The sequence below is a fragment of the Aureimonas sp. AU12 genome (assembly GCF_001463705.1).
Classification (GTDB): Bacteria; Pseudomonadota; Alphaproteobacteria; order Rhizobiales; family Rhizobiaceae; genus Aureimonas.
Map to the genome: position 1 here is coordinate 95,195 of NZ_BBWH01000021.1, position 21,029 is coordinate 116,223.

Here is a 21,029-nt window from a genome sequence, read left to right on the forward strand (position 1 = left end):
AACGGGGTCGAAAGCCGGGGCGCGGCGCTTGATTTCGGAGGGCGGAGAGGTCTTTTAGAGGGCTTCCAGCCGCGATGCAGCACGCCACGTCCCGCATCGGCTGCACCGATTCGCGACCGCTTTGGGAGTCGTCCTTGTCCGAGATCAAATCTGCGCGGCCGCTGTCGCCGCATCTGACGGTCTATCGCTTCCGGCCGACGATGGCGATGTCGATCCTCCATCGCATCACCGGCGGCGCGCTTTATGTCGGCACGGCGCTCGTGGTCTGGTGGCTGATCGCCGCGGCGAGCGGACCGGTCGCCTTCTCCTACGCGTCCGGCTTCTTCGGCTCGATACTCGGCCGGCTGATCCTGTTCGGGTATTCCTGGGCGCTGCTGCATCACATGGCGGGCGGCATCCGCCACCTCGTGTGGGACACGGGCCGGGGCCTCGAGAAGGAGACCTCCACCAAGTTCGCCATCGGCACGCTGGTCGCCTCGCTGGCCGGCACCGTGCTGCTCTGGCTCGCCGTCATCGTCTTCTAGGGAATTTCCGCCATGGACATGAGAACGCCGCTCGGCCGCGTCCGGGGCCTGGGGTCGGCCCGCGAGGGCACCGGCCATTTCTGGATGCAACGGCTCACCGCCGTCGCCAACCTCTTCCTCATCTCGTTCTTCGTGGTGCTGCTCATCGCCCTGCACGACGAGCCCTACGAGGCTGTGCGCGCCGCCTTCGCCAATCCGATCGTCGGGCTGGTCATGGCGCTCGTGGTGATCGCGGCCACCGTCCACATGCGGCTCGGCATGCAGACGATCATCGAGGACTACGTCCATGGCGGCACGCGCGTCGCGCTCGTGATGGCCAACAACTTCTTCGCGATCCTCGTCGCCGCGGCCTGCGTCTTCGCGATCGTCAAGATGAGCTTGGGAGCTTAAGACCATGGCCACCGCACAGCCCCATCGCACGGCTTCGCAGACCGGTCCGGCCCAGAACGGCAAGGCCTACCAGTTCGTCGACCATACGTTCGACGTCGTGGTGGTGGGCGCCGGCGGCGCCGGCCTTCGCGCGACGCTCGGCGCGGCGCAGGCCGGCCTCAAGACCGCCTGCATCACCAAGGTCTTCCCGACCCGTTCGCACACCGTCGCCGCACAGGGCGGCGTCGCCGCCTCGCTCGGCAACATGGGCGAGGACAACTGGCGCTGGCACATGTACGACACCGTCAAGGGGTCGGACTGGCTGGGCGACCAGGACGCCATCGAGTATCTCGTGCGCGAGGCGCCGAAGGCGGTCTACGAGCTCGAGCATTTCGGCGTGCCCTTCTCGCGCACCGAGGACGGCAAGATCTACCAGCGCCCCTTCGGCGGCATGACCACCGATTTCGGCAACGGCCCGCCGGCGCAGCGCACCTGCGCAGCCGCCGACCGCACCGGCCATGCGATCCTGCACACGCTCTACGGTCAGTCGCTGCGCTACTCGTCGGAATTCTTCATCGAGTATTTCGCGATCGACCTGATCATGGACGAGGACGGCGCCTGCCGCGGCGTCGTGGCGCTCAACATGGACGACGGCTCGATCCACCGCTTCCAGGCCAAGAAGACGATTCTGGCCACCGGCGGCTACGGCCGCGCCTACTTCTCGGCGACCTCTGCCCACACCTGCACCGGCGACGGCAACGCCATGGTGTTGCGCGCCGGCCTGCCGCTGCAGGACATGGAGTTCGTCCAGTTCCACCCGACCGGCATCTACGGCGCGGGCTGCCTAATCACGGAAGGGGCACGCGGCGAGGGCGGCTACCTGACGAATTCCGAAGGCGAGCGCTTCATGGAGCGCTACGCTCCGTCGGCCAAGGATCTCGCCTCGCGCGACGTCGTCTCGCGCTCCATGACGATGGAGATCCGCGACGGACGGGGCGTCGGCAAGAACAAGGACCACATCTTCCTGCACCTGGATCACCTCGATCCCAAGATCCTGCACGAGCGCCTGCCCGGTATCTCGGAATCGGCACGCATCTTCGCTGGCGTCGACGTGACGAAGGAGCCGATCCCGGTCCTGCCGACCGTCCACTACAACATGGGCGGCATCCCCACGAACTATCACGGCGAGGTCCTGACCAAGCGGGACGGCAATGCCGACACGGTGGTGCCCGGCCTGATGGCGGTGGGCGAAGCGGCCTGTGTCTCCGTCCACGGCGCCAACCGGCTTGGGTCCAACTCGCTGATCGATCTCGTCGTGTTCGGTCGCGCCGCCGGTCTTCGCTGCGCCGAGACGGTGACGGCGGGCGAGGGCCATGCACCGATGCCCAAGGATGCCGGCGAGAACTCGCTGGCGCGCCTCGACCGCTTCCGCTTCGCCAAGGGCTCGACCGGCACCGCCGAGCTTCGCGACAACATGCAGCGCACCATGCAGTCCAACTGCGCGGTGTTCCGCACCGGCGAGGTGCTCGAAGAGGGTCACCAGAAGATCCACCAGGTCTGGCAGGGATCGGACGACGTGCGCGTCACCGACCGCTCCTTGATTTGGAACACCGACCTCATCGAGACGCTCGAATACGACAATCTCATCGCGCAGGCGGTGGTCACGATGGACTCGGCGCTCGCCCGTCAGGAGTCGCGCGGCGCGCACGCCCGCGAGGATTTCCCCGATCGCGACGACGCCAACTGGATGAAGCACACGCTGTCCTTCGCCGACACGGTGGCCAAGACCGTGACCTTGGAGGACCGCCCGGTCCACACCTACACGATGTCGAACGAGATCGAGTACATCCAGCCCAAGAAGCGGGTGTACTGAGACAAGCGATCCGTCAGCGGTTCGATCGGGAAGGGCGTCCGGCTTCGCGGGCGCCCTTCTTGCGTCGGGCCCCACTTCCCGACCCGCGTCGCCTTTGCTATTTCCGCGGGCATGACCACCGAACCGCTGCGCGCGCTTGGCCTCAAACTCCTTCGGCGCAGCCGGATCGTTCGCTTTGCGGCCAAGCAGGCCCTGCGGCTGACCGAGCACCCGACGCTCGTCGTCTATCCCGGCCACGTGGCGGGCGGGCGCCTGTCGATCCTGGGCCGCGTGCTGGAAGACGAGGGGGTCTTTGGTGCTCCTCATTCCAACTCGACGCTGCGCAATCTCTGGCTGACCTTCAAGCGCTACGAGACCGACGAGATCGGCGGCGCGCGGATCTCCTGGGAGGGCCTCGGGCGCTCCGGCGAGGTGAAGAGCGACACGAACGGTTATTTCCGCATACAGGCGGACGGCATCGGCCCGGATGATGCCGAAGGGCCCTGGAGCCCGATCCGGCTGCGCCTGGAGCGCGCGGCGGGCTATCGCTTCGAGGCGGTGGAGACGCAAGGGGCGGTGCGCATCGTCTCGCTGCAGGCGCGCTTCGGCATCATCTCCGACATCGACGACACGATCATCCACACCGGCGCCTTCAAGATGCTGCGCCACTGGCGCATCGTCACCGCCAACTCGCCGGAGGCCAGAGCCGCCTTTCCCGGCGTCTCCCGCTTCTACGGGGCGCTGTGCGAGGGCGTGGCGGGGCCGGAGACGAACCCGGTCTTCTACGTCTCGTCCAGCCCGTGGAATCTGGCCGACATCTTCGAGCGCTTCATGGCCTTGAAGGATATTCCACGCGGACCGATGCTGCTGCGCTCGCTCTCCGACGACGCGCTCGGCTGGTTGCTTCGACGCCACCGCGGCCACAAGGCCGAGATGATCGATCGGGTGATGGCGGACTATCCCACGCTTGGCTTCGTGCTCATCGGCGACAGCGGGCAGAAGGATGCCAGCGTCTATGCGAGCGCCGTCGAACGCCATCCCGGCCGAGTGATCGCCGTCCACATCCACGACGTGCGTCCGAGGGGCGCGGCGTCAGGCGTCGTGGAGGCGGAACTGAAGCGCATCGAGGCGATGGGCGTGCCGACGACGCTCGGGCGCACGCTGGAGGCGGCGGCGAACCAGGCCGAGGATGCCGGGTTCGTTGCGGTCGGCACGCGCGAGGCGGTGCGCGCCGAGATCGAGGCCGAGGACGAGAAGCGTGAGCGCTTCGGCCGCTTTCCGGTGATCGTCCAGCCCTGATACCCGAAGCCCTGATATTGGCCTGCGACGATCGGCCGGTCCGGGATCGCGAGCCTTGCATCGGCGCCGACGCGCTTACAATCGGTTGAAGCCGCCTTGCGCGGATGCGCCGTGTTGCACCGCGTCGGGTTTCGTGTTTAGCCCCATTCTAAAGACGCATCATTCCCCGAGGACCCGCAGATGGTGGAACTCAGCCTTCCCAAGAACTCCGTGATCGGCAAGGGCAAGATCTGGCCGAAGCCTGCGGGGGCCAAGACCATCCGCGAGTTCGGGATCTATCGCTGGTCGCCCGACGACGGGCAGAACCCGACGGTCGACACGTTCTACGTCGACACCGACGATTGCGGTCCCATGGTGCTCGACGCCCTGCTCTGGATCAAGAACAACGTCGATTCCACCCTGACGCTGCGCCGCTCCTGCCGCGAGGGCATCTGCGGCTCCTGCGCTATGAACATCGACGGCTCCAATACGCTCGCCTGCACGAAGGGCATGGACGAGGTGAAGGGGGCGGTGAAGGTCTATCCGCTGCCGCACATGCCGGTGATCAAGGACCTCGTGCCCGATCTCACCGTGCCCTACGCGCAGCTGCGCTCGATCGAGCCCTGGCTGCAGACCGAGACGCCCGAGCCCGAGAAGGAATGGCGCCAGAGCCATGCCGACCGCGAGAAGCTCGACGGTCTCTACGAGTGCATCCTGTGCTTCTGCTGCCAGACCTCGTGCCCCTCCTACTGGTGGAACGGCGACCGCTATCTCGGCCCCGCCGTGCTGCTCCAGGCCTATCGCTGGCTGATCGATAGCCGGGACGAGGCGACCGGCGATCGGCTGGACCAGCTGGAGGACCCGTTCCGGCTCTACCGCTGCCACACGATCATGAACTGCACGCAGGCCTGCCCCAAGGGCCTGAACCCCGCCAAGGCTATCGCCGAGATCAAGAAGATGATGGTCGAGCGCCGCGTCTGACGGCCCCTTCCGCTCGTCTCTGACACACGACACGCCGCCGCCCGGCATCCGGGCGGCGGCGTTTTCGTGGATCGGTGCGGCGGCGTATCCACCCTCTCGCACCCTGCGTCGCGGAACCGATCGCGCGCTCGTGAATTCCTCAGACTGAAAAGCCGCTGGCGGGCACGAGCCATCGCCGCCGCGCGCTCAAGGTTTCAGGAGCATTCGCATGTCGAAGACCGGCAAGACCCAGATCCATCCGACGAAGAACTCGATGAACGAGAACCTGCGGGCCTCTATGATCGAGCTCCTGCAGGTCCACCTCGCCTCGTCGATCGACCTCAGCTACTCCGCCAAGCAGGCGCACTGGAACGTCAAGGGCTCGAATTTCATCGGCGTCCACCTCCTGTTCGACCGCCTGCACGAAGAGGCCGAAGGCTATGTCGACACGATCGCCGAGCGGCTGACGGCACTGGGCGGCCAGGCACGCGGCACGGTGCAGGCTTCGGCCGAAGCCTCGATCCTCGATCCCTATCCGCTCGACATGGTCGATTCGATGGACCACCTGAAGCGCCTCGCCGACAATTACGCGAAGTGGGGCGGTGCGCTGCGCGAGGCCGTATCGGAGGCGGACGAGGCCGGCGACGACCTGACGGCCGATCTCTTCACCGAGGTCGCCCGCGGCATCGACAAGTCTCTCTACTTCCTCGAGAGCCACTTCCAGCGCGCCTGAGGCGGGACGTTCGCAGAGTTTGGAATGAGAGAAGGCGGCTCGGTGGGTCGCCTTTTTTCGTATCCGCCTGTCGGCAAGCCAACTCGATCGTCGGCCAGCGAAGTGGGGCATCACCGAATGCGCAGGTTGCCCGATGGCCGGGCGGTGATCATACCGAGCGGGTGATGCCGCCGTCGATGCGGATGTTCTGTCCGGTGATGTAGGAGCTGCGCGAGGATGCGAGGAAGGCGACGAGTTCTGCCACCTCGTCTGCCCGTCCGTAGCGGCCCATCGGGATGCGCGACCGCCGCTCCGACTTCTCCGCCAGACTGTCGATGAAGCCCGGCAGCACGTTGTTCATGCGAAGGCCCGCAGCCGCGTAGCGATCGGCGAAGAGCTTGGCAAAGGCGGCGAGCCCGGCCCGGAACACGCCGGATGTCGGGAAGTCCGCCTCCGGCTCGAACGCGGCATAGGTCGAGATGTTGACGAAGGCACCGACGCCCTGGCGCTCCATGATCGGCGTCACGATCCGCGCGATCCGTACGATGTTCATCAGGTAGAAGTCCATCGCGAGGTGCCAGTCCTCGTCGGTGATGTCGAGCACGGCGCCTTTCGGGCCATGACCGGCCGAGGAGACCACCGCGTCGATGCGCCCGAACCGATCGAGCGTCGCCGTTGCCGCCCGTTGGAGATCGTCGACGTTCTGGTTGGACCCGGTAAGACCGAGGCCGCCGAGTTCCGTCGCCAACGTCTCGCCGCGACCCGACGACGACAGGATGGCGACGTGGAAGCCGTCCTCGACGAGACGGCGCGCAGCGGCCGCGCCGATGCCGCTGCCGCCCCCGATCACCAGGGCCACCGGAGAGCTCGCGGGGGAGAGAGGGGAGGGGTTTGTCATGGGATGAACTCGCTCGGCTGTTGGACATCGCATCGCGTTCCCATCTAAGACGCGAACGACCCGCCGTCGAATGCGCGAGCCCTGCCGGAGCCATCCGGGTGTCACAGCTTGGCGAAACGGCCCCGAAACCATCATGGACCCGACGCAAGCGTGAAGACCCGACAGCGCGAGGGATCGGCATCCCGCCTCCTCTTCGACGACCCGAAGGCCGCCATGCCGGCGTCGGGCGCCGAGCGCGTCGTGCCGGTCCTCGTGCCGCTGCCGAGCGAACGCGCCTATTCCTACCGGGTGCCGGAGGGAATGAGCGTCGAGCCCGGCTCCATCGTGCAGGTGCCGCTGGGGCCGCGCCAGGTCGCCGGCGTGGTCTGGGACGGCGAGAGCGACCGGGTCGATCCGGCCAAGCTGCGCGCCATCACCCGCGTCTTCGACTGCCCGCCGCTCGGCGCGGCGATGCGGCGCTTCATCGACTGGGTGGCCGACTACACGCTCTCGCCGCCTGGCCTTGTGGTGCGCATGGCGCTACGGGCGCCCGCCGCCTTCGATCCCGAACCGATGATTGACGGATTGCGTCTCGCCGCCGCTCGGCCCGACCGGCTCACCCCCGCGCGGCTGCGCGCCATCGAGACGGCGGCCGCCTTGCCGGACTGGACGCGCTCGGGTCTCGCCCATGCCGCAGGCGTCACCGCTTCGGTGATCGATGGGCTGGTGAAGGCCGGTACGTTCGAGACGGTGCGCCTGCCGCCCCATCCGGTCGTCGCCGCGCCCGACACCGCACATGCGCGCGCCGCCCTCAATTCGCAGCAGGACGAGGCGGCAGCCGCCTTGGCGGCCAAGGTGGATGAGGGCGGCTTCTCTGTCAGCCTGCTCGAAGGCGTCACCGGCTCGGGCAAGACGGAGGTGTATTTCGAGGCGGTGGCTCGCGCGCTGGACGCGGGCCGGCAGGTGCTGATCCTTCTGCCCGAGATCGCGTTGACGCAGTCCTTCATCGACCGGTTCGAGGCGCGCTTCGGCGCGCCGCCGGCGCAATGGCACTCCGACGTCGCGCCGCGCAACCGCGAGCGGGTGTGGCGACAGGTGGCGGAGGGGCGCGTGCGCGTCGTTGCCGGGGCCCGCTCGGCGCTGTTCCTGCCGTTCCGCGAGCTCGGGCTCGTGGTCGTCGACGAGGAGCACGACCCCGCCTACAAGCAGGAGGACCGCACCTTCTACCACGCCCGCGACATGGCGGTGGTGCGCGCGCGGGGCGCCGGCTTCCCGGCGATCCTCGCCTCCGCCACGCCCTCGCTCGAAAGCCGCGTCAACGCCCGCTCCGGGCGATACGCCCATGTGACGCTCGACAGCCGCTTTGCCGAGGCCGCGCTGCCGCGCCTCTCGCTGGTTGATCTGCGCCGCCACCCGCCGACGCGCGGCCGCTTCGTCTCGCCGGTACTGCTCACGGCCATCGAGGAGACGGTGAAGCGCGGCGAGCAGGCGCTGCTCTTCCTCAACCGGCGGGGCTATGCACCGCTGACGCTCTGCCGGGTCTGCGGCCATCGCTTCCAGTGCCCGCAATGTTCGACCTGGCTTGTCGACCACCGGCTGCGCGGCACGCTCCAGTGCCACCATTGCGGCCATGCCGAGCGCCGACCCGAGGCCTGTCCCGCCTGCGGCACGCTCGATCATCTCGCCGCCTGCGGTCCAGGCGTCGAGCGCATCGCCGAGGAGATGCTGGAGACCTTTCCGGACGCGCGCACCATCCTCCTCTCGTCCGACCTGCCGGGCGGCGCGCGGCGGCTGCGGCGCGAGCTCGACGCCGTGGCGGAGGGCGAGGCCGACATCGTCATCGGCACCCAGCTCGTCGCCAAGGGTCACCACTTCCCGCTGATGACGCTCGTCGGCGCCATCGACGCCGATCTCGGCCTCGCCAACGGCGACCCGCGCGCCGCCGAGCGCACCTTCCAGCTTCTGCACCAGGTGACGGGGCGCGCCGGGCGGACGGGCCTCGCCAGCCGCGGCATGATCCAGACATACTGCCCGGAGCATCCGGTGATGCAGGCGATCGTGGCGGGCGATCCCGAGCGCTTCTACGAGCGCGAGACGAACGAGCGCGAGCGCGCCGGCCTGCCGCCCTTCGGACGGCTCGCCGCGATCATCGTCTCGGCCGATACCCGCCGCGAGGCCGAGGAGCACGGACGCCAGCTGCGTCTGGCCGCGCCAGAGGATCCGGCGATCGAGGTGCTCGGGCCTGCGGAGGCGCCGCTCGGGGTGATTCGCGGCCGCCATCGCTTCCGGCTGCTGTGCCAGGGGCCGCGCAACGCGCCGCTGCAGGCCTATCTGCGGGAGATGACGGCGCGCGCTCCGCGTCCGCGCGGCACCGTGCATGTCCAGATCGACATCGATCCGCAAAGTTTCCTGTGACGGCGGCAGCCGCTTGCGCGGTCCTCGCGCAGCCGGCATCAGGAAAGGACCAGACCCCAGCCGGAGACGCCGACGTCCATGCTCGCTTTGTTCCGGCCCGCCGCGATCCGGCTCGCCTTCGCCGGCCTTCTGGCTTTCCCGGCCCTTCCACCGGCCTCGGCGCAGACCGCGCCCGCAACTGCGGACGCGCCCAAGCCGCCGGCGGCGGGCGAGGCGATCTTCTGGTATCCCGCGCCCTCGCGCTGCACCTTCTTCACGCCGCATGAGCGGGAACGGTTCCGCTTCGACGACCCCGACACGTGGCGCTTCGCCTTTCTCGTCATGCGTGAGAACGGGGCCGCCGACCCCGCCAAGGCGGCGGAGCGCGGCTACGTGATGAATGCGGGCGTCCTGCGCGAACTCGAGAAGCTGCGCACCGGGCCGGACGCTGCCGGCGACGAGGTGACGGTCTGGCGCTCGGCGGGCGAACCTCGCATCAATGTGAACGTGACGCTGCGCACCGAGACCGCAAGCCCGGAAGAGAGGTCGCTGCGCGGGCGCATGGTGGTGATCCGCGGCGACGGCGAGACGGCCACCGAGATCGTGGGCTCCTGCGGGCCTTGATGTCAGCGTCTTTTGCGGCGCCCGCTCAATTCCTGTAAGCCGGCGAAAAGCCCTGCGATACCGGTTGCGTTTGAGCGGTCGGGTCGCCACCCATTGAGCGCCCGATGCAATTCAATCTGCCCCAGACGATCCCCGATCTCCTGCCCTTCGTGGCAGCTTGCGCCAGTATCCTCTACGGCCTCGTCGCCCTCTTCGCGCCACGCCTCCTCCTGCGGATGCTGCGGCTCGACGCGGTTGGGCCATCGGCTGCGGGGATTTCGGAGGTGCGCTCGACGCTCGCCGGCTTCCCGCTCGGCACCGGCCTCGTGACGCTGTTCTTCTTCGACCAGCCGTTCATGCAGATGACGCTGGGGGCCGGCTGGCTCTTCACCGCGTTCGGGCGCCTTGTGTCGATTCTTTCCGACGAGGCGTCGACGCTGGCGAACTGGTTCCTGCTTCTCCTCAACCTCGCGCTCGCCGCCCTATGCCTCGCCCCCGTCTTCGGCGTCGTCACGGCCTGAGGCGAGGGGCCCGTAAACCATCGCGCAAGGCGGGAAATTGGGCTCGGCTGCTCTGTTGTCGCGCCGGGAACGCTGTGCTAGACGACCACCATTCCGGCGCGGTGATGGGCATCAATTCCAGGCCCGCAGCCGTTTTTTTGACCAGCTTCGAGGCGTTGCGGACACTCCGCGACGAAGGACCTTGGGCCCAGCGTGAAGAGAAGCGATCGTCCGTGGCAAAGTCATCCTCTCCGGTCTCCGGAGTCGCATCACGCTACGCCCAGTCCCTCTTCGAACTTTCTCGCGATGACAGTTCGATCGAGACGACCGAACGCGAGCTCGTGGAGTTCGAGCGCCTGATCGAGGAGAGCGCGGATTTCCGCCGCCTCGTCGAAAGCCCCGCCTTCACCTCCGAAGAGCAGCTGCGCGCCATCACGGCGATCGTGGCGGAGGTTCGCCCGAGCGAGCTCGTCGGCAACTTCCTCAAGGTCGTTTCCGCCAACCGCCGGCTCTTCGCGCTTCCCGCGATCATCCGGGGCTTCCGCCAGATGGCGGCAACCCATCGCGGCGAGGTCGAGGCGGACGTGACGAGCGCGCAGGCGCTGAACGACGAGCAGCGCCGCGAACTCGGCCAGGTGCTCAACGCCTATTCGAACAAGACTGTCACCATGCGCGAAAGCGTCGACCCCTCGATCCTCGGCGGTATCATCGTCCGCATCGGCTCGCGCCAGATCGACACGTCGCTTCGCACGAAACTCTCATCCCTTAAGCTTGCGCTGAAAGAGGTCGGCTGATGGACATCCGGGCCGCGGAAATTTCCGCAATCCTCAAGAACCAGATCAAGAACTTCGGCAACGAGGCGGAAGTCTCCGAAGTCGGTACGGTTCTCTCGGTGGGCGACGGCATCGCCCGCGTCTACGGTCTCGACAATTGCCAGGCCGGCGAGATGGTCGAGTTCCCCGGCGGCGTGCGCGGCATGGCGCTGAACCTCGAGTCCGACAATGTCGGCGTCGTTCTGTTCGGCTCCGATCGCGAGATCGGCGAGGGCGACACGGTGCGCCGCACCGGCGCGATCGTGGACGTGCCGGTCGGCATGGGCCTGCTCGGCCGCGTGGTCGACGGTCTCGGCAATCCGATCGACGGCAAGGGCCCGATCGATTCGACCGAGCGTCGCCGCGTCGACGTGAAGGCGCCCGGCATCATCCCGCGCAAGTCGGTTCACGAGCCGATGTCGACGGGCCTCAAGGCCATCGACGCGCTCATCCCGGTCGGCCGCGGCCAGCGCGAACTCGTCATCGGCGATCGCCAGACCGGCAAGACCGCGATCCTGCTCGACACGTTCCTGAATCAGAAGCCGGCGCACGACGCGGGCAATGACAAGGAAAAGCTCTACTGCATCTACGTGGCGATCGGGCAGAAGCGCTCGACGGTCGCGCAGTTCGTGCGCACGCTCGAAGAGCGCGGCGCGATGGCCTATTCGGTCGTCATCGCCGCCACCGCTTCGGATCCGGCGCCGATGCAGTACATCGCGCCCTTCGCGGGCTGCGCCATCGGCGAGTATTTCCGCGACAACGGCATGCATGCCGTGATCGGCTATGATGACCTGTCCAAGCAGGCCGTGTCCTACCGCCAGATGTCGCTGCTGCTGCGCCGCCCGCCGGGCCGCGAAGCCTATCCGGGCGATGTCTTCTACCTGCATTCGCGCCTGCTCGAGCGTGCTGCCAAGCTCAACGACGAGCTCGGCGGTGGGTCGCTCACCGCACTGCCGGTCATCGAGACGCAGGCCAACGACGTGTCGGCCTATATTCCGACGAACGTCATCTCGATCACCGACGGCCAGATCTTCCTCGAGACCAACCTGTTCTACCAGGGCATCCGCCCGGCGGTGAACGTCGGCCTCTCCGTCTCCCGCGTCGGCTCGGCCGCGCAGATCAAGGCGATGAAGCAGGTCGCCGGTTCGATCAAGGGCGAGCTCGCGCAGTATCGCGAGATGGCGGCCTTCGCACAGTTCGGCTCCGATCTCGACGCCTCGACGCAGCGCCTCCTCAATCGCGGCGCGCGCTTGACCGAACTGCTGAAGCAGCCGCAGTTCTCGCCGCTGAAGACGGAGGAGCAGGTCGCCGTGATCTTCGCGGGCACGCAGGGCTACCTCGACAAGCTCAAGGTGTCCGACGTCGGTCGCTTCGAGGAGGGGCTGCTGTCCTCGCTGCGCACCGAGCACAAGGGCGTGCTCGACACGATCGCGACCGAAAAGCAGATCTCGGACGACACGCGCGCCAAGCTCAAGGCCGCTCTCGACCAGTACGCGAAGTCCTTCGCCTAAAGAACGCGGCCGCGGCCACGCAGGAGACGCACCGGACCCATGGCTTCGCTCAAGGATCTGAGAAACCGCATCGCTTCGGTGAAGGCGACGCAGAAGATCACCAAGGCCATGCAGATGGTCGCGGCGGCGAAGCTGCGCCGCGCCCAGGACGCGGCGGAAGCGGCGCGTCCTTATTCCGAGCGCATGGCCTCGGTTCTGGCCAACATCGCCGGCGCGCTGGAGGAGGGCGAAGCCCTTCCCCTGATGAGCGGCACCGGTCAGAACAAGACGCATCTCCTCGTGGTCTTCACGTCGGATCGTGGTCTCTGCGGCGGCTTCAACGGGCAGATCGTGCGTCTCGTGCGTGAGCACGTCCGGCGCCTCGAAGCCGACGGCAAGGTCGTGAAGATCCTGTCGGTCGGCAAGAAGGGCCTCGATCTGATGCGCCGCGATCTCGGCGACAAGATCGTCGCCAAGATGGACCTGAACGCGGGCAAGGGCATCGGCTTCTCCAATGCCGAGGTCGTCGCCGACAAGGTGATGGACCTCTTCGCTGCCGGCGAGTTCGACGTCGCGACGATCTTCTACTCGGCCTTCGAGAACGTCATCACGCAGCGCCCGACCGCGCAGCGGATCATCCCGGCGGAGGTTCCGACCGCGGATGGGACGATCGCGGTGGGCGGCACCAACGCGCTCTACGAGTACGAGCCGGAGCCCGAGGAGATCCTCGCCGAGCTGATCCCGCGCAACATCAAGATCCAGATCTTCCGGGCGCTGCTCGAGAACGGCGCGTCAGAGCAAGGCGCTCGCATGAGTGCCATGGACAACGCGACGCGCAATGCCGGCGACATGATCAACAAGCTGTCGATCTCCTACAACCGCCAGCGCCAGGCCCAGATCACCACCGAACTGATCGAGATCATCGCGGGCGCCGAGGCGCTCTGAGGACCCCGATCCCGCGCCGCTTGCCGGCACGGACCCGAGATGCGACCGATGGTGCGGGAGGCAGGATCTGCCGGGACGCACCGACCAGATGATTTGAGAGGAGGCCTCGATGGCTGACACATTCAACAGCAACGGTGCGACGGGCCGCGTCGCCCAGGTGATCGGCGCCGTCGTCGACGTCGAGTTCGACGGCCATCTGCCCGAGATCCTGAACGCGCTGGAGACCGACAACAACGGGAACCGGCTCGTTCTCGAAGTCGCCCAGCATCTTGGCGAGAATACCGTCCGCACGATCGCGATGGACCTCACCGAGGGTCTGGTCCGCGGTCAGCCGGTGACGGACACGGGCACCCCGATCATGGTGCCGGTCGGTGACGGCACGCTCGGCCGCATCATGAACGTCATCGGCGAGCCGATCGACGAGGTCGGTCCGATCGAGTTCACGCAGAAGCGCGGCATCCACCAGCCGGCGCCCGCCTATATCGACCAGAACCCGGAATCGCAGATCCTCGTCACCGGCATCAAGGTCATCGATCTGCTCGCGCCCTACGCGCGCGGCGGCAAGGTCGGCCTGTTCGGCGGCGCCGGCGTCGGCAAGACGGTGTTGATTCAGGAACTGATCAACAACGTCGCCAAGGCGCATGGCGGTTACTCGGTGTTCGCCGGCGTCGGCGAGCGCACTCGCGAGGGCAACGATCTCTATCACGAGATGATCGAATCCGGCGTGAACAAGGATCCGCACGAGAACGGCGGCTCGACCGCCGGTTCCAAGGCGGCTCTCGTCTATGGCCAGATGAACGAGCCCCCGGGCGCCCGCGCTCGCGTCGCGCTGACCGGCCTGACCATCGCGGAGAACTTCCGCGACCAGGGTCAGGACGTGCTGTTCTTCGTCGACAACATCTTCCGCTTCACGCAGGCCGGCGCCGAGGTGTCCGCGCTTCTCGGCCGTATTCCTTCGGCCGTGGGCTATCAGCCGACGCTGGCGACCGACATGGGCGCCATGCAGGAGCGCATCACCACCACCACCAAGGGTTCGATCACCTCGGTGCAGGCGATCTACGTCCCTGCCGACGATTTGACCGATCCGGCCCCTGCGACCTCGTTCGCTCACTTGGACGCCCGTACGGTTCTCAACCGCGCGATCTCCGAGAAGGGCATCTACCCGGCCGTGGATCCGCTGGACTCGACCTCGCGTATGCTGTCGCCGCTCATCGTCGGCGAAGAGCATTACAATGTCGCGAACCAGGTTCAGCAGATCCTGCAGCGCTACAAGTCGCTCCAGGACATCATCGCCATTCTCGGCATGGACGAGCTGTCGGAAGAGGACAAGCTGACGGTGGCTCGCGCCCGCAAGGTCGAACGCTTCCTGTCGCAGCCCTTCTTCGTCGCCGAAGTGTTCACGGGTGCGCCGGGTCAGCTCGTGCCGCTTGAAGACACGATCAAGTCCTTCAAGGGCCTGGTCGAGGGCGAGTACGATCACTTGCCGGAAGCCGCCTTCTACATGGTCGGCTCGATCGAGATGGCGATCGAAAAGGCTCAGAAGATGGCCGCGCAGGCCGCCTGAGATGGCGGCACCGTCCGATGATCTGAAGATCGAGGACGCGATCAACACCACCTGTCCGTGGTCGGGGCAACCGATCGCGGACGGGTCGCTCACCTTTTACAGGGATGCGGTGGTCGGGTTCTGCAACCCGGGCTGCCGCGACAAGTTCGAGATCGCGGTCCATCATTTCGAGGCCGCGCTTCAGGCAAAGCTCCGACTCGAGGAGCCGACAGGGCAGGGCAATCGTGGCTGACAGCTTCAAGTTCGAACTGGTTTCCCCCGAGCGGCTGCTGCTCTCGGAACAGGTGAGCGCCGTCGTCGCGCCCGGCACCGAAGGCTATTTCACCGTCATGGCGCATCATGCGCCGCTGATGGCGACGCTGAAGCCCGGCGTCGTCCATGCGACGCTAGCCTCCGGCGGCGAAAAGCGGATCTACGTCCAGGGCGGGTTCGCCGACATCAATCCCGACGGCTTCACGCTGCTTGCCGAGCACGCGACGCCGGTCGAGGACATCGATCGGGCCGATCTCGACCAGCGCATCCGCGATGCCGAGGAAGACGTCGCCGACGCGACCGATGCCGGTGTCAAGTCGAAGGCCGAGGTTCGGCTCTCGGATCTGCGCAACGCTCGCGACGCGCTCGGACTGTAAAGCGCCGTAGATTGCGTTACGCCACTTGCTGATACGAAAGAGGCCCGGTTGCGAAACCGGGCCTCTTTCGTTGGTGGGGACAAGTCCTCATCAGAGTGTGCCGATGGATCAGCCCTCGGCCTCCGCACCGAATGCCTTGGGATAGTGCAGGAGACCGCGCCAGCCCGCGAGGCTGCCCGGCACAAGCTCGATCGCCTGAAAGGCTGGACCGGCCCATGGCACGACGGCGCCGGCAGCCAAATCGGCCCGAAAGCCCAAGCGGCCGTAGAAGGCGGGGTCGCCGAGCACGAAGACCGAGCGCCAGCCGCGCTCGCGTGCCAGGTCCAGTCCGTAGCGCACGAGATGGGAGCCGACGCCCTCGCCCTGATGATCCGGCACCACCGCAACGGGGCCGAGCGCCAAGGCCTTCTCGGCGCCCTCCAGGGCCGTCAGGAGCGCGTGGCCGACGATGTAGTCGCCCTTGGCCGCCACGACCGACAGGACGTCGTGGCCTTCCTGGATGATGGCCTGCGGTAGGCGGGCCTCTTCGTCGCGCCCGAAGGCGCTGGCGTGGATCGTCTCAACCAATGCGAGTTCACCGCCCGCCATCTCGCGATAACGGATGTCACCTTCGGCCGAGAAGGTCATGGTCGGGTCTCCAGATGGCGAAATTCAGCGATTACGGCTTCATAGACCGGGCGTTTGAAGGGGACGACGAGCGACAGGACCTCATCCATCGTCTTCCAGCCCCAGGCGTCGAACTCGGCGCTGTGGCCGCCGGGCGGCGGGTTGATCTGGACCTCGGCGTCGGCGCCCTGGAAGCGGAAGGCGAACCACTTCTGCTTCTGGCCCCGGAAGCGTCCTTTGAGGGCGATGCCGACGAGATGCTCCGGCAGCTCGTAGGTGAGCCAGTCCGGCATCTCGCCCAGCGGCGTGACGGAGCGGATCCCCGTTTCTTCGAACAACTCGCGCTCGGCGGCGACGCGGGGATCCTCGTCGGGGTCGATGCCGCCTTGCGGCATCTGCCAGAGCTGAAGGGCGCCGTCCATCTCGCCCTTGGGCTCCACGATGCGTCGACCGACGAAGACCAGTCCCTCGGCGTTGAGGACCATCACCCCGACACAAGGGCGGTAAGGTAGGGACGCCGGGGCGTCTGCAAGCGTCATGGCAAATCCGTCTCCTGTTGCGGCGCAACCTTACGGGAACGTCGTCACAACAGAAATGCACGGGAGGGCGGTCCCATGCGATTCACCCAAAAGAAACCAATCCGCCTTGGACGATCAGCCTCGCGCTTCCGGGTCGAAGGCGATCGCGGAGACGGGAACGATCTCGATGCCGCGTTGCGCAGCCTCCGCCGCCCACCCGGCGATCGTGCCGACCGTCGTCTCGAAGGCGCTGGCGACGCCGATGGCCGTGCCCCGCGCGCGCGCGACGCGCTCGAGCGCGTCGAGCTGGCGGCGGACCGCGTCGGGGCTCCGCTCGCCGTCGAGTACGAGGTCCGAGGCCGCGAAGGGGGCACCGCTGGCCGTGGCGACGTCGCGCGCCTGCGATCGCGACGAGGTGCCGTCGTCGAGATAGAGAAGGCCGCGCCGCGTCAGTTCGGCAAGGAAGGGCTCCAGCGCCGCGGGATCGGCGTTGAAGCGTGCGCCCATGTAGTTCATGACGCCCACATAGTTGGTCAGACGACCCATCGACCAATCGAGTGCGTCGAACTGGCGAGCCGCGGCGTCGGCGACGGTCAGCGTGTGCTCGCCCGGCGAGACCTGGGGATAGCCGAACGGCTCCATGGCGGCCTGCAACAGAACCTCGTGGCCGTTGCGACGTGCCGTCTGCATCCAGCGGTCGAGGCTGTTGCCGCTGGCCGCGAAGGCCAGCGTGACGCCCGCGGGCAGGCGTTCGACGGCTTGCTGCGTGCCGGTCTGGCTGATGCCGAGACCGCCGACGACGATGGCGATGCGGGTGCCGAGCGCCCCGGATGAGGCGCCGGCATAGACGTCGAGCGGGCGTCGACCGTCGCCCGAGCGCACGGGAAGCGGCCCGTAGTCGCTGGGCTCGATGAGGGCTTGGTCGGGCATATGCGCGAAGGCCTGCGGTTGGCGCAGGGAGCCGGGCTCGAGCACGCGGATCGAGCCGGTATAGGGGTTGGTGTCGCCGTTCATCTGCGGCACGCCGTTGCCGTCGGTGATCTCGACGCCACCGGTTTCGCTCATCCGAACGACGTTAGGAAGGGTGGCGGCAGCAGCCGGGGCGCCCGAGGCCACCACTGTCGGGAGTCCGCCTGTCTCGGCCTGCGGTGGGGCGATGGGCGCGAAAGCGGGCTGGCGCAGCGCGGTGAAGGCCGATCCGCCGGCAAGCGCGACGCCGGCGAGGAGCACCAGCGCCGCGCCACGCCATCGCCTGCGCGGCCCGCCGGATGGGGGCGTCAGGTTCTGTCCGAGGGGGCGGTAAAGCTCGTCGCGCATGAGTCCTGTGTAGGACAGCGAACTGACGCGGAGCTTTGCGTGCGATCCAAAGGAAAAGGGCCCCGGCGCGATGCCGGAGCCCTTCGGTCAATGCCGTATCGATGCGCTCAGTTGGCGATCGACGCGGAATCCTGCTTCGGCGGGAAGGCGGCGTTCGTCTTGACGCCGCGCAGGAGATCGAGCGCGTACTGCATCTGCAGGTCGTCCTTGGCCTCCGGCGGCACGTAGTCGAGCGACCCCGAACCCTCGTCGCTCTCTTCGACACCCTGGATGTGTCCGCGCAGCGAGGATTCTCCGAGCTTGACGTCCTCGTCCGCCTTCAGACCCATCTGCGCCTTGATCTCCTCGGGGAGCGGCTGATCGACCTCGATGTCGGGCTTGATGCCGCGACCCTGGATCGAGGTGCCTGCCGGTGTGTAGTAGAGCGCCGTCGTCAGACGCAGCGCGCCGTTGGCACCAAGCGGGATGATCGTCTGCACCGATCCCTTGCCGAACGAGCGCGAGCCGACAACGGTGGCGCGGCGCTGATCCTGCAGGGCGCCGGCGACGATCTCGGATGCCGAGGCCGAACCGCCGTTGACGAGCACGACCAGCGGCTTGCCGTCGATATCGTCGCCCGTGCGGGCGTTGTAGCGGCGGGTTTCCTCGGCGTTGCGGCCGCGGGTCGAGACGATCTCGCCGTTCTGCAGGAAGGCGTCGGAGACGCTGACCGCTTCGTCGAGCAGGCCGCCCGGGTTGCGGCGCAGATCGAGCACAAAACCCTTGAGCTGGTCGGCGGGGATCTTCGCCTTGATGTCGGCGATCGCCTCTTCCATGCCGCTCGTGGTCTGCTCGTTGAAGCGCAGGAGCTTGATATAGCCGACGTCGTTCTCGACGGTGTGGCGCACCGAGGGAACCTTGATCTCGGCGCGCTCGATCGAGAGGCGCACCGGCTGGGTGGCGCCGTCGCGGATGATGGTGAGGTCGACGGAGGAGCCGATCTCGCCCTTCATCTTCTCGACGGCCTCGGCCAGCGTCAGGCCGCGTACCTGCTCGCCGTTGATCTCGGCGATGAGGTCGCCCGCGAGGACGCCCGCCTTGTCGGCCGGGGTGCCGTCGAAGGGCGAGATGACCTTGACCAGCTCGTTCTCCATCGTGACCTCGATGCCGAGGCCGCCGAACTCGCCGCGCGTCTCGGTGCGCATGTCCGCCGTTTCCTTGGCGTTCATGTAGCTCGAATGCGGGTCGAGGGAGGTGAGCATGCCGTTGATCGCAGTCTCGATCAGCTTCTGGTCGTCGGGCACGTCGACATATTGCGCGCGCACGCGCTCGAACACGTCTCCGAAGATCGCAAGCTGGCGATAGGTATCCGACCCCGCGGCATTCGCTACGCCTGCATGCGAGCCGACGAACGTCGTCATCGCGGTCGCTCCGAGGAGCGCTCCGGCGAAGAGAATGGAGAGCTTACGTATCATTCCTCGTCCTTCCAGATGATCCATCCGTCCACCAGGGCTGCGGATCGACCGGTTTCCCGTCCTTGCGAAACTCAACGTAGAGCGAGGGGGCGGCATCCACCATGTCCGCATCCGACGCACTGGCGATCCGCGTCGCTCCCATTGCGGCCAGCGGTTCACCTGAAAGCACGAACTGGCCGACCGACACGTCGATCCGGCTCATGCCGGCCAGGACGATATGATAGCCGTCGCCCGCATTCAGGATCAAGAGCTGTCCATAGGAGCGGAAGGGACCGGAATAGAGGATCTGGCCTTCCGCCGGGGCCGTCACCGTGTCGCCGGCTCTCGCGGCGATCGTCACGCCCGATGCGGCCCGCCCGATCCCGTCGGAATGGCCGAAGCGAACGGTCTGCCGTCCCGCGACGGGAGGCACGAGGCTCCCTTTCAATGTCGAAAATGCGGCGGCGGGTGCCATCCGCGCCATCTCACGGCGAAGTTGAGCGACGTCGTAGGTCGGTGGCTCGGCGGTCGCGGGAACCTGAGGCTCGGGCGATGCGCTCCTGGGCTCGGCGGCCGCATCCGGCGGCGAGGTCTTCGCCGCCAATTCGGCCTCGGCGGCGGCGCGCTGGCGCGCCTCCTCGGCCGCTCGGATGGTGGCGAGGCGCTCGCGCTCTTCGGCGGCGCGGGTGCGGGCCGTCTCGGCTTCGAGCGAGGCGATGAGCTCCTGCAGGGTGGTGGCCTGCGATGCCAGTTCGGCGGCGCGCCGGTTCTCATCGCCGATCCGGCCGCGGCCCTCGGCCTCCAGCTTCTCCTTCTGCGCGAACAGGAGGCGCAGCCGCTCCTCTTCCTCGCGCCCGCGCGTCAATGCCTCGGCGAAGCGCTGCTTCTCGCCGGCCAGCTGGTCCTTCACGGCGACGAGGCGCGTGAGGTCGGCGAGAAGCGCCTCGGTCTGTGTGCGGATTTCCGGCACCACGGCGCCGAGGAGGATGGCGCTGCGCACCGAACCCAGCGCATCGCCGGGCTTCACGAGAAGCGCCGGCGGCGGCTTGCGGCCCATGCGCTCGAGCGCGCCGAGCACTTCGGCAAGGACGCCGCGCCGCTCGCGCAGCGACGACTTGATCCGCGTCTCCTGGTCGGCGAGCGAGCCGATGCGCGCCTCGCTGCCGGCGATCGCGACCGAGGCCTTGCGCTGTTCGGTCGCGGCGGAAATCATCGCGGTTCGCAGCTCGTCGCGGTCCGCCGCGTAGCGGGCGATTTCGGCATCGAGCCGGGTGGCCGTCTCCTTCGACAGGGTGATGGCGTCGCCGATCCGCTTCAGCTCGGCTTCGGTGCGGGCGCGCTGGGCAATGAGGGCGATGCTGGTGGTGACGCTCGGTGCCGGCGGCTGGGGCTCCATGCCGGGCGCGACGGACGCCTCGCGCACCGGCTCCGCGTCCGCGTCCTTTGCCCAGATGGCGCCCGGATGCACGCTGCCTGCGAGAAGGGCGGCCGCGATCAGCAGCCGCAGTCTCCGGCGGGGCGCTTGCATGGTCGTCGCGGGGAGGCGGGCCTGCGGCAAGCGATCGTCGTCCTTCGGGTTCGCCGGGATCTGTGCGTCGAAGCTTAAGGGGCCGGACCTTAAGAAACGATCAACCATGCGACCGCGA

At 67.5% G+C, this 21,029-nt stretch carries 21 protein-coding genes; 15 read left to right on the forward strand and 6 right to left on the reverse strand.

The features are described 5' to 3' along the window. Positions 1-134 precede the first annotated feature (134 nt). The 6 genes from sdhC (at position 135) to dps (ending at position 5,716) form a co-directional block, all read left to right on the forward strand. Positions 135-524, forward strand: a complete 390-nt coding sequence (gene sdhC / locus AUL33_RS08170; protein WP_062206548.1) for a succinate dehydrogenase, cytochrome b556 subunit — start codon at positions 135-137, stop codon at positions 522-524. A 12-nt stretch (positions 525-536) separates the two neighbouring features. After that, positions 537-914 carry a succinate dehydrogenase, hydrophobic membrane anchor protein gene (sdhD, locus tag AUL33_RS08175; RefSeq protein WP_062206409.1) on the forward strand — a complete coding sequence of 126 codons (378 nt, stop codon included), beginning with the start codon at positions 537-539 and terminating at the stop codon, positions 912-914. 4 nt (positions 915-918) lie between these two features. Further along, positions 919-2,766, forward strand: a complete 1,848-nt coding sequence (sdhA, locus tag AUL33_RS08180) for a succinate dehydrogenase flavoprotein subunit (protein WP_062206411.1) — start codon at positions 919-921, stop codon at positions 2,764-2,766. A gap of 111 nt (positions 2,767-2,877) precedes the next feature. Beyond that, positions 2,878-4,044, forward strand: coding sequence for an App1 family protein (locus tag AUL33_RS08185; protein ID WP_062206413.1), 1,167 nt, complete (start codon positions 2,878-2,880; stop codon positions 4,042-4,044). Positions 4,045-4,224: 180 nt separating this feature from the next. Continuing rightward, the gene (locus AUL33_RS08190) at positions 4,225-5,004 is read left to right on the forward strand and encodes a succinate dehydrogenase iron-sulfur subunit (RefSeq protein WP_062206415.1); all 780 of its coding nucleotides are present in this window, start codon (positions 4,225-4,227) and stop codon (positions 5,002-5,004) included. 208 nt (positions 5,005-5,212) lie between these two features. After that, positions 5,213-5,716, forward strand: a complete 504-nt coding sequence (gene dps, locus AUL33_RS08195) for a DNA starvation/stationary phase protection protein Dps (protein ID WP_062206417.1) — start codon at positions 5,213-5,215, stop codon at positions 5,714-5,716. A gap of 148 nt (positions 5,717-5,864) precedes the next feature. On the opposite strand, the gene AUL33_RS08200 is transcribed toward dps, so the two are convergent. Continuing rightward, a complete protein-coding gene (locus AUL33_RS08200) occupies positions 5,865-6,593 on the reverse strand; it encodes an SDR family oxidoreductase (RefSeq protein ID WP_062206419.1) in 729 nt (242 codons plus the stop codon). Between the two features lie 213 nt (positions 6,594-6,806). Here AUL33_RS08200 and AUL33_RS08205 point away from each other — a divergent pair, with 213 nt between their 5' ends. The 9 genes from AUL33_RS08205 (at position 6,807) to AUL33_RS08245 (ending at position 15,509) form a co-directional block, all read left to right on the forward strand. Further along, on the forward strand, positions 6,807-8,987 hold the full coding sequence (locus tag AUL33_RS08205) for a primosomal protein N' (RefSeq protein ID WP_062206550.1): 2,181 nt from the start codon (positions 6,807-6,809) through the stop codon (positions 8,985-8,987). A gap of 78 nt (positions 8,988-9,065) precedes the next feature. Further along, positions 9,066-9,590: a hypothetical protein gene (locus tag AUL33_RS08210; RefSeq protein ID WP_062206421.1), complete on the forward strand. Its 525-nt coding sequence runs from the start codon at positions 9,066-9,068 to the stop codon at positions 9,588-9,590. A 104-nt stretch (positions 9,591-9,694) separates the two neighbouring features. Next, positions 9,695-10,090 (forward strand): DUF4345 family protein, encoded by a 396-nt coding sequence (locus tag AUL33_RS08215; protein ID WP_062206423.1) that lies wholly within the window; start codon positions 9,695-9,697, stop codon positions 10,088-10,090. A gap of 212 nt (positions 10,091-10,302) precedes the next feature. Then, on the forward strand, positions 10,303-10,863 hold the full coding sequence (locus tag AUL33_RS08220; protein WP_062206425.1) for a F0F1 ATP synthase subunit delta: 561 nt from the start codon (positions 10,303-10,305) through the stop codon (positions 10,861-10,863). Next, positions 10,863-12,392, forward strand: a complete 1,530-nt coding sequence (atpA, locus tag AUL33_RS08225) for a F0F1 ATP synthase subunit alpha (protein ID WP_062206427.1) — start codon at positions 10,863-10,865, stop codon at positions 12,390-12,392. Before AUL33_RS08220 ends, atpA begins: the two co-directional genes overlap by 1 nt. Positions 12,393-12,431: 39 nt before the next feature. Further along, a complete protein-coding gene (locus AUL33_RS08230; protein WP_062206430.1) occupies positions 12,432-13,316 on the forward strand; it encodes a F0F1 ATP synthase subunit gamma in 885 nt (294 codons plus the stop codon). Between the two features lie 109 nt (positions 13,317-13,425). Then, positions 13,426-14,880, forward strand: a complete 1,455-nt coding sequence (atpD, locus tag AUL33_RS08235; RefSeq protein ID WP_062206433.1) for a F0F1 ATP synthase subunit beta — start codon at positions 13,426-13,428, stop codon at positions 14,878-14,880. Position 14,881: 1 nt separating this feature from the next. Continuing rightward, positions 14,882-15,112 carry a hypothetical protein gene (locus AUL33_RS08240; protein ID WP_062206436.1) on the forward strand — a complete coding sequence of 77 codons (231 nt, stop codon included), beginning with the start codon at positions 14,882-14,884 and terminating at the stop codon, positions 15,110-15,112. After that, a complete protein-coding gene (locus tag AUL33_RS08245) occupies positions 15,105-15,509 on the forward strand; it encodes a F0F1 ATP synthase subunit epsilon (protein ID WP_062206438.1) in 405 nt (134 codons plus the stop codon). Before AUL33_RS08240 ends, AUL33_RS08245 begins: the two co-directional genes overlap by 8 nt. Positions 15,510-15,617: 108 nt before the next feature. On the opposite strand, the gene AUL33_RS08250 is transcribed toward AUL33_RS08245, so the two are convergent. The 5 genes from AUL33_RS08250 to AUL33_RS08270 form a co-directional block, all read right to left on the reverse strand. Then, positions 15,618-16,136: a GNAT family N-acetyltransferase gene (locus AUL33_RS08250; protein WP_062206441.1), complete on the reverse strand. Its 519-nt coding sequence runs from the start codon at positions 16,134-16,136 to the stop codon at positions 15,618-15,620. Beyond that, a complete protein-coding gene (locus AUL33_RS08255) occupies positions 16,133-16,654 on the reverse strand; it encodes an RNA pyrophosphohydrolase (protein ID WP_062206444.1) in 522 nt (173 codons plus the stop codon). The genes AUL33_RS08250 and AUL33_RS08255 overlap by 4 nt, the downstream gene beginning before the upstream one ends. Before the next feature lie 114 nt (positions 16,655-16,768). Then, on the reverse strand, positions 16,769-17,950 hold the full coding sequence (locus AUL33_RS08260; protein ID WP_062206447.1) for a divergent polysaccharide deacetylase family protein: 1,182 nt from the start codon (positions 17,948-17,950) through the stop codon (positions 16,769-16,771). Positions 17,951-18,057: 107 nt separating this feature from the next. After that, the gene (locus AUL33_RS08265) at positions 18,058-19,404 is read right to left on the reverse strand and encodes a S41 family peptidase (protein WP_062206451.1); all 1,347 of its coding nucleotides are present in this window, start codon (positions 19,402-19,404) and stop codon (positions 18,058-18,060) included. Continuing rightward, the gene (locus AUL33_RS08270) at positions 19,394-20,941 is read right to left on the reverse strand and encodes a murein hydrolase activator EnvC (RefSeq protein ID WP_192843156.1); all 1,548 of its coding nucleotides are present in this window, start codon (positions 20,939-20,941) and stop codon (positions 19,394-19,396) included. Before AUL33_RS08270 ends, AUL33_RS08265 begins: the two co-directional genes overlap by 11 nt. Positions 20,942-21,029 lie beyond the last annotated feature (88 nt).